Consider the following 12,397-nt stretch of genomic DNA (forward strand, 5'->3'; position numbering starts at 1 on the left):
AGTGGCGGAACAGTGGCAGAGCCGTTAGATTACCATCCCTTGGAATCAAGGGCATCTCCTCATGTTCGGCAAAGATTCGGAAACTAAACCCCAGAAGAACTGGCGCGGCGAGTCCGGCCTGAAGCTCCCATTTTACCGCCGAGTCTGGTTCAGTGCCCTCATGGCGTTGATCATTTTGATCGGGTTGGCAGGCCTGGGGACGTATTCCATTATTGTGGCACCTTTGCATGTGAAGGCGCAGACGTACGACCTTGAAGAGATCCGCAAACTGGAAGCTGCGAGCATTATTTATGACCGGAATGGAGAGGAACTCTCCCGCATTTATGTGCTGAACCGTACTCCGGTTCCCATCAAGGATGTGCCGCAGCATTTTATTGATGCTTTGACCGCCCAGGAAGACAGCCGCTTTTTTCAGCATGACGGGGTGGATTACATTGGTCTGACCCGTGCTGTGCTGGAAAACTTGAAAGCTGGCCGAACAACCCAAGGCGCTAGCACCATTACCCAGCAGCTGGCCCGGCAGACTTTCGGGCTGATGGAAAAAGACTATAAGCGCAAGATTGTAGAAGCGTTTGTGGCCCAGCGAATCGAGAAAAAATTCAGCAAACCTGAAATTCTGGAGCTTTATCTGAACCGCATTTTCTTCGGTAAAAACTTCTACGGCATTCAGGCAGCGTCGCTGGGTTACTTCGGCAAGGATGCCAAAGACCTCAGTGTGGATGAAGCCGCCACCATTGCCGGTCTGATCAAGAGCCCCAACAACATCGAGCCGATCCGGCACCCTGAGCGTGCTGTGAAAGAACGAAACTACGTGCTGGAGCGCATGGTCATTGAAGGCACCCTGAAGCGGGATGAGGCCGAGCGCCTGAAGCTGAAGCCGATGGTGACTACGCCGCAGACGAGTGATCCCAGGCTAAGCTACGTGTTTGACGAAGTGCGTCAGGAAGTGGTGTCACTGGTCGGTGAAGAAAGGGCCTCCATTGGCGGATTCCAGATTTATACCAGCATTGACAGAGACCTCCAAAAAGCGGCGGAGGAAGCGATGAAGAAACGCCTGGCGGAGGTGGAAACACGTGCGGGATATCCCCATCAGACCTATACCCAGTTCCGTGGCATTTTGGGCGACTGGTTTGGGCTGAAAACGAAGGGCCTGTTGACGGCAGACATGCCCCGCCCGGTGCCAGAGTATTTGCAAGGGGCTGCTATCGTGATGGATAACACGGATGGCTCCATCCTGGCGATGGTCGGCGGGCGTGATTTTATCGACAGCCAGTATAATAGGGCGACGGACGGTGTGCGCCCAGTGGGCACCGCCTTCACCCCGTTTGTTTATGCTGCTGCGTTTTCCAAGCCAGGATATTTTCCGATGACGCCGCTGGCGGACGAGCCGCTGGATAACAGGCGCGTGATGATCGGCGGTCTGACCGGGATTTTAGGCGAATGGGGGATGGAAGTGGCGGATCCGAAATGGTCCCGCAATCCCATCAGCGCACGGGAGGCTTTGGTCGGTTCTCATAACTCCGCCACCGTGCGATTGGGTGAGCGCATCGGCCTGGAAGGTGGACGAGTGAGGCAGGATTTCCGAGATTTTGCGAAAAGTGCTGGGATTCGCACACCCCTTCGTGAATTCCCTTCCACCTTCCTGGGTGCAACGGAGGCCCGACTGGATGAAATGTGCCTGGCTTACTCCTGCTTCCCCACGCTGGGCAAGCGCCCGGCCAAACAGCATCTGATCCAACGCATCACGGACTTCCGGGGTAAAACGGTTTTCCAACTGGACGAAAAGACACTGCAACCCGTCCGTGCGATGGATGAGATTGCCGCTTATCAAACGCATACCTGTCTGAGTGAAGCTCTTCATCGTGGGACGGGAGCAACGTCCATCGAATACGGCTTGGGTGATTTCCCTGCGGGTGGCAAAACTGGAACACACTACGAATCCAAGGATCTATGGTTCTTGGGATATACTTCCGCCGTCACCTGCGGCGTCTGGGTCGGGTTTGACCGGCAGAAGACGATCTATCCTGGAGCATTTTCCAATCAAATCGCCCTGCCGATCTGGACGGACGTCATCAATGCATCCACAAAGGTGCGGACCCCCCAGGAGATAACTCCTCCCGAATCGGCAGAAAGGATTGAGGTCTGCCGGGTCAGTGGCCTGCGTGCGACGGATTTCTGCTATGACAAGATCAAGGGGTCAGATGGTGTTGAGCGCTCTGTGCGCAGCACCTATTTCGAGTTTCTGCGCCCAGGGACCAGCTTCAACAATACCTGCCCTGTCCATACTGGAGAAGGATTGCCTGCGGATCTGGCTGCCTTTCATCAGGCGATCACGCATACAACGGATACCGCCCTGTTGGCGGGATCCAGCAAATTTGTCAATATTGAGCCGGTTCATCTCCAGGATCCCATCATCATTGGAGATGACCCCTACAATTCTGAAAAACCCGTGCTGCGTGCCCGTCCTGTGAATGATGACGGCACCCCCATTCTGCGAGCCGTCCCTGTGGGTGTGGATGAAGGTGGTTTCTCCGAGCAGCCCGTGATCAAGCTGAAGCCGCCGCCGACGATGAAGATTGAGCTGTGAGACCTGCCAGCAGGGCTGGCGCTGAATCTGAAAACCCCTGCATTTTTGGGAAGAAAAGTGGCGTCATCTGGCTAGGCTAGGCAGGCCAATGGCAGATTCTTTTGTCCACCTCCACGTTCACTCTGATTACTCACTCCTTGATGGTGCCTGCCGCATTGACGATCTCGTCAGCCGCACCCAGGAGCTGGGCATGCCGGCTGTGGCGGTGACGGACCATGGGAATCTGTATGGAGCCATTGATTTCTACATGGCGGCGAAGAAGGCCAAGGTGAAGTCCATCCTTGGCTGTGAGGTGTACCTGGCCCCAGGCTCCATGCATGACAAAAAGGAGGTTACAGGTCGCAAGCGTGCCTCACATTTGACCCTGCTGGCCTCGAGCAATGAGGGGTATGAAAACCTGTCCCGCATCGTCACGGAGGCGCATCTTTACGGGCAGTGGTATAGCCCCCGGATGGATAAGGAACTGCTGCGTAAGCACAGCAAGGGACTCATCTGCCTGAGCGGTTGCATCAATGGAGAGATCAACCAGCTCCTGCTGACAGACCGGAAGGATGAGGCCGAAAAAAGCCTCCTGGAGTTTCGCGACATCTTCGGCCCAGACAATTTTTATCTCGAGCTGCATAATCACGGGATGGAGCAGCAACAGACGGTGGCGCGCCAGCTCATCGAATGGGGGAAAAAGTACCAATTAAAAACGGTCGCGGCCAATGATGTGCATTTCATGAACCGCGAGGATCATGAGAGTCACGACATCATGATTTGCATCGGGACGGGTGCGAATGTCCACGATACCAACCGGCTCACTTATTCGCCGGAGGTCTATTTCAAGACGGCGGAGGAAATGCGTGCGCTTTTCCGCGAAAATCCCGAGGCCTGCGATGCCACGCTGGAGATCGCGGAGAAGTGCGATATCAACATCCGGCTGGATTCCACCAGCATTGACCGTTATCCCCAATATCCGCTGGAAGGGCAGTGGACGGACCGGGTGGTCTATCTGCGCCATCTTTGTGAAGAAGGTCTGATCCGGCGTTATGGGCGTGACCGCGCCCTCAATGATGAGTCCCTGCGCACTCGCATGGATTATGAACTGGCCTTGCTGGCGGAAAAGAACTTCACGAGTTACTTCCTCATCGTCTGGGATTTCATCAACTGGGCGCGTGAACATGGCATTCCGGTCGGGCCGGGCCGTGGCTCGGCGGCGGGTTCGGTGGTGGCATATGTGTTGGGGATTACGGACATTGATCCGCTGCGTTTTGAACTGGTGTTTGAGCGATTCCTTAACCCTGAGCGTGTGAGCCCTCCCGATATTGACATCGACTTTTGCCAGACACGGCGTGGCGAGGTCATCCAGTATGTGCGTGAGAAGTATGGTGATCTCAGTGTCAGCCACATTATCACCTTCGGTACCATGGGTGCAAAATCTGTGGTGCGGGATGTAGGCCGTGTACTCGGCTGGAGTTATGGGGATGCGGACCGCCTTTCCAAAATGATTCCCACGGAGCTGAACATCACGCTCGCAGGTGAAGACAAGAAAGATAAGGCAACGGGGAAGATGGTCCACATTGACGGGGCCATTGACAAGAATCCTGAGCTGAAGGCCTACATTGAGAACGACAGCAACGCGCAAGAGCTGTGGAAGCACGCCACCTTCCTGGAAGGTATCACCCGTGGCACGGGCATTCACGCGGCTGGTGTGGTCATTGGGGATCGGCCGCTTTATGATTTCATCGCTCTCACAAGAGGGAATGAGGAGGAAATCGTCTCCCAGTTTGCCATGAAGCCGCTCACTGAGCTGGGCATGCTCAAGATGGACTTCTTGGGTCTGAAAACGCTCACCGTCATTCACGAGGCGGAATACTGGGTGCAGAAGCGGGTGCCTGGATTCAATACCTCCGACGCACCGCTGGATGACGCCAAGACATTCGAGATGCTGCAACGCGGTGAAACGGTGGCGGTGTTCCAGATGGAATCTGGTGGGATGATCAATACCTGCAAGCAGCTCGGTCCGGACAAGATCGAGGAAATCATCGCTATTCTGGCCCTGTACCGTCCGGGGCCCATGCAGTTTATTCCAGATTACATTGCCCGAAAAAAGGGGCTGGAGGAGGTGGAGTATCCGCACCCCTTGCTGGAAAAGATCGCCAAGGAAACGTATGGGATTCTGGTTTACCAGGAGCAGGTGCAGCAGGCCGCCAACGTGCTGGCCGGATTCAGTCTGGGGCAGGCTGACTTACTACGGCGGGCCATGGGTAAGAAGGATGCGGCTGAGATGGCAAGGCAGCGTATCGCCTTCGTCGCCGGATGCAAAACGACCAATGACATCGGGGATAAGCAGGCGAATGCGGTGTTCGACTTGCTGGAAAAATTCGCCCAATACGGCTTCAACAAATCGCACTCGGCGGCATACGGGATTGTCACGTATCGCACGGCTTATTTGAAGGCTAATTTCCCGGTCGAATTCATGACTGGAGTGCTGAGCCTGGAAGTCAGCAACACGGACAAGATTGCCAATTTTGTCAGCGAGTCTCTGCGCATGGGAATCCCGATTTTGCCACCGGACATCAATCGGTCGCTTCTCAAGTTTTCCCCGGAGCGCACGAAGGATGCGAATCCGGAAATCGAGGGACCCAACGCGATCCGATTTGGCCTGAGTGCGGTCAAGAACGTGGGGGAAGCGGCCATGGCCACGGCCATCGAAGAGCGCGAGAAAAACGGTTTATTCAAGAGTCTGGAAGACTTTGCGGCGCGGATGGACACGCGGGCCGTGAACAAGAAGCTGCTGGAGGCGCTGGTAAAATCCGGAGCCTTCGACTTCACCAAGGAGCACCGGGCGTCTCTCTTCGCCAAGCTAGAACAGGTGCTGGCCTCAGCGGCCTCAGCACAGAAAGACAAAAAAGCCGGTCAAGGAGGGCTGTTTGATGACTTTGCCATGGCCCCGCCGAAAAAGGCGGCCGCTCAGGTGGAAATCACGCCATGGACGATGGACGAGACCCTGGCTTTCGAAAAAGAGCTGCTGGGTTTCTACGTCAGTGGACATCCCCTGGACAGCTACCGGGGCAACTTCGAATCCAGCAAGCTGACCAAGATCATCGCGCTGGAGGAAGTGGACACCAGTGGCAAGCCGCAGACGGTTTACATCGCCGGCATCGTCAACAGCCTGGACGTCAAATATTCAAAGAAGGACAACCGGCCTTTTGCCACCTTTACCTTTGAGGATTTTACCGGGCAGATTGAAATGATGGTCTGGAGTGACGAGTATGAGAAATTCAAAGACGTACTCAAGGTGGGCCAAGTTTTAGGCCTGCGCTGCCGGTGCATGAAGGATCAGCGGACGGAAGGAAACCGCCTAACTCTAGGTGATGCGAAACCGCTCCTGCCGAAAAAGGCGCGTGTAGCCAATGCCGGGGAGGCAGGAGCCGAAACGCCCGCCAAGCCAGCCGCTCCTCCGGCTCCGCCGAAGCCTCTCATCCTGCGGCTGGATTGCAAGCGCCACAGCCAGATCGACCTGGAGCGTATCCATGAGGTGCTGCTCCAGCATCCGGGAGAACTGCCGGTGATCTTTGACTTCGCCTATAACGGAGGCCGCCGTATCCGCCTGCAAGCGGGGGATGAGTATCGGGTCAGTCAGACCAAAGATCTGGTTCAACAGCTCATGATCTGGCTTTGAGCTTGCCCTCGGCCCTGTTTTTGATGCATCATCCCTGTGCTTGTGAAATTTCTTCTCCAACTTCTGCTGCTTGCAGCTCTGAGTGCGCTGGCCGGTGCTGCCTGGGTGGCCCATCGTCCGGTGGACGTGGCACCCGTGGAGCCTCCAAAACCCGGTGCCCGGCAAAGAGAACTGGTGGATGATTTAAAGCAGGCCGCCATCAAGCGCTCCGCCATCTTTGAGATTGGTGAGGCGGAACTGAACCGGCATCTTTCAAAGGCACTCGTGGGTACGCTGCCTGAACCTGCGGGAAAGTGGGCTCAGTTTGACCGTGTAGCACTGGAACTGGAGCCCGGCATCGCTCATGCGACGCTGGTCTGGAATGTGCGCGGCCACCTGACGACGGCGACTGTGGATTTCCAAGTGGAGCGTCTGGATCAAACTTTCCGTGTGGAAGTCATCGGGGGCAGTTATGGGCATCTGAAAGTGCCCCAGGGCATGCTCCGGCCACTGGCTCCGGCCCTCAAAAAAATAGCCGCTGCATTGCAGGAGGAGATCCACGTTTTGTTTCAGATGAACCAGATCCAGATAGCCCAGGACAAGCTCCTGCTGGATCCTCGTTTCCCTTAATTTCTACGTCCGATGTCACGCGCTGCCGTTTTTGTCTCCCTCTTTTTCATCTCCAGCCTGGGTGCTCAGGAGACTGCGCCTGAGGTTCCGCAGTCCCCGCCACCGGTGCCGGGCTCTCCTACATTGAGCACACCCGTGGCCCCACCTTTGCCTGGCCAGTTGCAGGCTTTGCCAGCCGCTGTGCCCCCTTCTGCGTTGGCCGCACTCCCCCCGTTAGGTGGCCCGGCTGCCTCTGCCATTCCGCCGCTGAGCAAGCCGAAATCCGGTTCCTCTACCAGCACCAGCGGCCAGTTTATCGTCCATGGGGATGACCTGACGCTGCGCAGTGCCCTATCCAGCAAATGTGAAGACATTTCCAAGGAATTACGCACCCTTTTGCATGACAAGCAGTCCTGGGCGCTGCCAGTCGTGGTTTTGGTGAATTCAGGTGAGGCTGCCCGGAAGGCGGATAAAACTGCCACCACGGTCATCTCCCAGCTCACGCATGGCGGGTTTCACATCCAGGTGAATGTCAATTTCCGTCCAGATCTGCGCCCGACGGATCTGCGTAAGGAAATCATCCGTGCACTTCTGGCGGAGCGGATCCTTCGGGATCAAAAGGAGATCACGGCCCAGCGCAAACTGCTGCTGCCAGACTGGCTATTTCTGGGGATCCTGGAAGCCTCCGATTACCGCCAGCGTGCCCGGCCCAGTACACTCTTCGCCGCCATTTTCAAAAGCGGCAAGATTTTCGGCATTGAGGAGATCATTGAAGCATCCGCTTCCGACATCGACGATTCGCTTTCTAAAACCATCTACCAGACCTCTTGCTGCGCCCTCGTTCTCGCCCTGCTGGACCAGCCGGAGAGCGGACTGCGGATGGGCAAATTTCTCAACGCCCTGGCTAGCGATCCCCGCAGTGAGCGCGAGCTCCTCAACCAATGGTTCCCCAACTTTGCGGCCAGCGATGCTAGCCTGAACAAATGGTGGGCGCTGCAACTCGCCACCCTGGCCAGCCCTGGCATGGGGGAGCCCCTCAGTCCGCAGGACACACTCGCAGCGCTGGAGGAGGCACTGACCTTTCGCATTCAGGCAAAGCCATCGGAGCTTCCCGCCACTTCCCGCCGCGTTGTTGCCACTGTAAAACCCAGCCCTCCCCGTGCAGCTGCGCCGGAGCCGCTTCGGGTGAGCCAGGCCGCTGTGGATGAACCTGTGCTGAAGCCTGAAGAGATCGGCATTCCTCCTGAAATTACGGTTGAAGAAGGAAGTGAAAAGCGTGGCTTGATGAGCCGTCTGAATCCTTTCCCGCGGCGCAAAACTAGCGACGACGAAATCGATGCTGCCATCGAAGCCGCAGCCCGTGCTGAATCTGAAAGCAGCGCTGCTGCCCTGCCAGAAGACCTGCCGGAATCTGTAGAAACCGCACCTGAAGTGGGAACCGGATCGCCTGGAACCAGCAAGCGCAAGCCGCTGCTGAATCGCCTTTTCACAGAAGAGGGGAAAGCAGAGACATCCCCTGCTGAAGCTAAACCTAAGGCTGCCCCGGAAAAAAAGGCGGCTCCGGTGAAACCTGCTGAAGAATCTGAGGCAGAAAAGCCCTCAAACCTGAATCCGATGAACTGGTTTCGCGGAGGTAAAAAGGGCAAGGAGGAGAAATCCACTGAGGAATCCCCAGCAGAAGACAAGGATAAAAAGGCCTCGGTTTCATCCCCACGGGATCCTCTCGTCGCCGAACTCCTTTCTGACAATCCGGTCTGTGTTCTTGTGATGCAGCAGGTCGGCGCGGAGGCTGAAAAGGAAGAGTCGGCGGAAGGGAAAAAACGATTTTTCGGCATGTTCGGAAAAAAGAAAACGGAGGACGATCCTGCCGAGCCCGAAGCCCCTAAAAAAACTGAGGCTGCTGCTTCAGAAAATAAAAAAGCCGAGGCCGGCGAGGCTGTGGAAAAGGAAAAGCGTGGATTCCCCCGCCTGCCTTTCTTTGGTGATAAAAAGAATGAAAGCCCGGAGGAAACAACGGTCGAGGAACCATCCATCATGCTGCCTGTGGAGCCTGCGCCTGCCCCAAAAGCAAAAGCTCTTCAGCCTAAGGCTGCCGCCAAATCCCTTCCGCCAGAGGATGAGAAACCGATTGCAGCAACGATCCCTATTGAAGATTACGCGGTGATTCTGAAGCGGAAAGATTTGACCCAGATTCTGGAACGAAACGTCGTTTCCCTCGGGGCACTGCAAAACCGTGCTGCTGTACTGTTCCGCCCCATTATCGGTGACTACCTTTTGGTTATGCAGGACCTTCTCAAGGGTAAGACCAAGGGGCTGGATGATCGCCTGCGCACGCTGCGTACACGCACCCAGGAAGCACGGACGAAAACCGATGCCGTGCGTGACCTCCTGGACCTCCACGAGGCCAACGATACGCCTGCCATGTCAGGTCTTTTTGAAGATTATTTGAAATTGCCGGAGACGATCCAAAACGAACTGCCTCCGCGGACGGACCCAATTTCCAAATATCTGGACGCTCTCGACAAAGAATTTTCTAAGGAGTGAAGGCATCGAAAGTAGCTTTGCCTAGCGATCTATGGGCAGGGTAAGGGAGTCATGAAACACGGTGGCCTCAAAGTGCCAGTTGCGCCGTGGTAAAGTGCCAAGTGTCACGCCAAATGTGTCTAAATGGCATTATTAGACTCGGTTATAGGGCGGAATATCAAGCGCTCTATTTTGTTACTCATTCATTATCAACGGATTAGGGCTTGATGCTTCGTGCTGGCACGCTGTGTGCCATAGAAGATGCACCAGAACAGACCGTTTTCCCAACCCCCTTTTCTAAATACACACCATGAGCAAAATCCTCGGCATTGACCTCGGCACCACCAACTCCTGTATGGCCGTCCTCGACGGTGGCAAGGCTACGGTGCTCGAAAACTCAGAAGGCGCACGCACGACGCCTTCCGTCGTCGCTTTCACCAAGAGTGGCGAACGTGTCGTCGGTCAGGCTGCCAAGCGCCAGGCCGTGACGAATCCGCGCAACACTGTTTTCTCCGTCAAACGTCTGATGGGCCGCAAATTCGCTGAGCTCAACGATGCAGACAAGCGCATGCCCTACAAGATCGTGGCCGCCGCCAATGGCGATGCCCACGTGCAGGTGGAAGTCGGCGGCGAAACCAAGACTTATTCCCCTCAGGAAGTCAGCGCAATGATCCTGGCCAAGCTGAAGGCAGACGCCGAAGCCAAGCTGGGTGAGACCATCACGGAAGCCGTGATCACCGTCCCCGCTTATTTCAACGACAGCCAGCGTAACGCCACCAAGGCGGCTGGTGAAATCGCCGGTCTTAACGTCCGCCGCATCATCAACGAGCCGACCGCAGCCGCCCTGGCTTACGGCCTGGACAGCAAGTCCGACGAAAAAGTCGCCGTGTATGACCTTGGCGGCGGCACTTTTGACATCTCCGTGCTGGAAATCGGCGACGGCGTCTTCGAAGTGCTGGCTACCGATGGCGATACCCACCTGGGCGGTGACGATTGGGACAACACCCTCATCACTTGGATCGTCAACGAATTCAAAGCAGACAGCGGCATTGACCTCAGCGGCCAGCCTGACGCGCTTCAGCGCATCAAGGAAGAAGCCGAGAAGGCCAAAATCGCCCTCAGCTCCAGCCAGAGCTACGACCTCAACCTTCCTTTCGTGACTGCCGACGCCACCGGGCCAAAGCACATCATGAAAACCCTCACCCGCGCCAAGATGGAGCAGCTCACGGACAGCCTGTTCGAGCGCACCATCAAGCCGGTGAAGGATTGTCTGGCTGCTGCCAAGCTGGACGCTAGCAAGATTGATGAACTCGTCCTCGTCGGCGGTATGACCCGCATGCCTAAAGTGGTGGAAACCGCGAAGAAACTCGCTGGCAAAGATCCTCACCAGGGCGTGAACCCGGATGAAGTCGTCGCCATCGGCGCTGCCATCCAGGGCGGCGTGCTCAAAGGTGACGTGAAGGACGTGCTCCTTCTCGACGTCACACCTCTGACCCTCTCCATCGAGACAGCCGGCGGTGTCGCCACCCCGATGATTCCTCGTAACACGACCATTCCGAAAAAGCACAGCCAGGTGTTCTCCACCTACGCTGACAATCAGCCCGGCGTGGAAATCGTCATCCTCCAGGGTGAGCGCCCCATGTCCCGCGACAACAAAACGCTGGGCACCTTTAAGCTGGACGGCATCCCGCCGCTGCCACGTGGCCAACCTCAGATCGAAGTGACTTTCGACATCGACGCCAACGGCATCCTTCACGTTTCTGCCAAGGAAAAGACCACGGGCAAGGAACAGAAGATCTCCATCCAGGGCAGCTCAGGCCTCAGCCAGGACGAGATCGAAAAAGCCAAGCGCGATGCTGAAGAGCACGCCGAGGAAGACCTCAAGCGCAAGGAAGCCGTCGAAGTGAAGAACAAGGCTGAAGGCCTGTCCTTCGAGATCGAGAAGCAGCTCAAGGAATGGGAAGACAAAGTCCCAGCCGACCAGCTTTCCCCGATCAAGGACAAGCTCACCAGCCTGAAGTCCGCCATCGAGTCCGCTGACACAGACAAGATGAAGACCCAGACTGAAGAGCTCGAAAAACTCTTTGCCGCCGCTTATCAAGCTGCTGCCCAGGCCGGTGCCGCAGGCGCTCCTGGTGGCATGCCCGACATGGGAGGCATGGCCGGTGCTTCCGAAGGTCCTGCCGCTTCCGAGCCTAAGTCTCAGGACAAAGGAAAGGTCGTGGACGCTGACTTCGAAGTCGTGGACAAGGACAAGTAAACGCTGACCTCCTGAATATGCGAAGCGTGATGACATCGCAGCCGAAAGGTTGCAGCAATTGTGAAAGCCCAGGAGGGTCCGCGAATCGTCGATTCATCCCAGGATTCGCGATGGCAGTTGTCCTCACGCTTCTCGTTTCATGTGGTCAAAAAAAGACGGTCCAGGTCCCTACACCGCCACCTTCTCCAAAACCTGTGGTCGTTTCCGAAGCTCAGATTGAGGCCGAGCTAAACAAGGCTTTGGCTGAAGATCCCAGGGATACACAGGCAATAAGAAATGATGAACTGGCCGATGAGGCCGATGACATCATCGCCCAATACCCTGACAAAAACGCTGCTGACTTGCTGAATACACCCGAAGTTAAACCGAGCCTGATGAAGGCGCTGGAAAAGCTAGGACAGGACAAGGCCCTGCAAGGCAAGATCAACTCCACCGTGGAGTTGGCGGCCCAGATGCAAGGTCTATCCGGTGAGCCCGGCTCTGTGCGTCTGGACATGGACATTTCGAAATACGATGACCAGCGCAAGTCCCACTTGTTGCAGGCTGTCCTTTCGGAAGACCCCAAACGCATCGTCGGCTTCCTCGTCGAGGAGATCGGTGAAGCTACGCCAGAGCTGAGCTATGGCGGTGTCGAGCGCGCCAGTAATGGTGTCGCCATCAAAGAAAATCAGCCTCCGGCGAAATAATTTCCGCCCGTCTTCGACTTCTCCTCTCCCGCAATTTTCCCCTCAAAAAAATTTCCGCCCGGCTGGCCGCCACACATGTCATGCGT

Annotated in this window: 6 protein-coding genes; all 6 read left to right on the forward strand. The window is 56.3% G+C overall.

Annotated features, from left to right (window positions below; all coding sequences use genetic code 11):
- Positions 1 to 61: 61 nt before the first annotated feature.
- The 6 genes from EI77_RS10430 (at position 62) to EI77_RS10455 (ending at position 12,311) form a co-directional block, all read left to right on the forward strand.
- Positions 62 to 2,587 (forward strand): transglycosylase domain-containing protein, encoded by a 2,526-nt coding sequence (locus EI77_RS10430; RefSeq protein WP_133795208.1) that lies wholly within the window; start codon positions 62 to 64, stop codon positions 2,585 to 2,587.
- Between the two features lie 88 nt (positions 2,588 to 2,675).
- The gene (dnaE, locus tag EI77_RS10435) at positions 2,676 to 6,254 is read left to right on the forward strand and encodes a DNA polymerase III subunit alpha (RefSeq protein WP_133795209.1); all 3,579 of its coding nucleotides are present in this window, start codon (positions 2,676 to 2,678) and stop codon (positions 6,252 to 6,254) included.
- Between the two features lie 42 nt (positions 6,255 to 6,296).
- On the forward strand, positions 6,297 to 6,863 hold the full coding sequence (locus EI77_RS10440; RefSeq protein ID WP_133795210.1) for a hypothetical protein: 567 nt from the start codon (positions 6,297 to 6,299) through the stop codon (positions 6,861 to 6,863).
- Positions 6,864 to 6,875: 12 nt separating this feature from the next.
- Entirely contained in the window at positions 6,876 to 9,386 is a 2,511-nt protein-coding gene (locus tag EI77_RS10445; protein WP_133795211.1) for a hypothetical protein, read from the forward strand.
- A 289-nt stretch (positions 9,387 to 9,675) separates the two neighbouring features.
- Positions 9,676 to 11,625, forward strand: coding sequence for a molecular chaperone DnaK (gene dnaK, locus EI77_RS10450; RefSeq protein ID WP_133795212.1), 1,950 nt, complete (start codon positions 9,676 to 9,678; stop codon positions 11,623 to 11,625).
- Between the two features lie 110 nt (positions 11,626 to 11,735).
- Complete coding sequence (locus tag EI77_RS10455) at positions 11,736 to 12,311, forward strand: hypothetical protein (RefSeq protein ID WP_133795213.1); 576 nt, start codon at positions 11,736 to 11,738, stop codon at positions 12,309 to 12,311.
- Positions 12,312 to 12,397 lie beyond the last annotated feature (86 nt).

The sequence above is a fragment of the Prosthecobacter fusiformis genome (genome assembly GCF_004364345.1).
Classification (GTDB): domain Bacteria; phylum Verrucomicrobiota; class Verrucomicrobiia; order Verrucomicrobiales; family Verrucomicrobiaceae; genus Prosthecobacter; species Prosthecobacter fusiformis.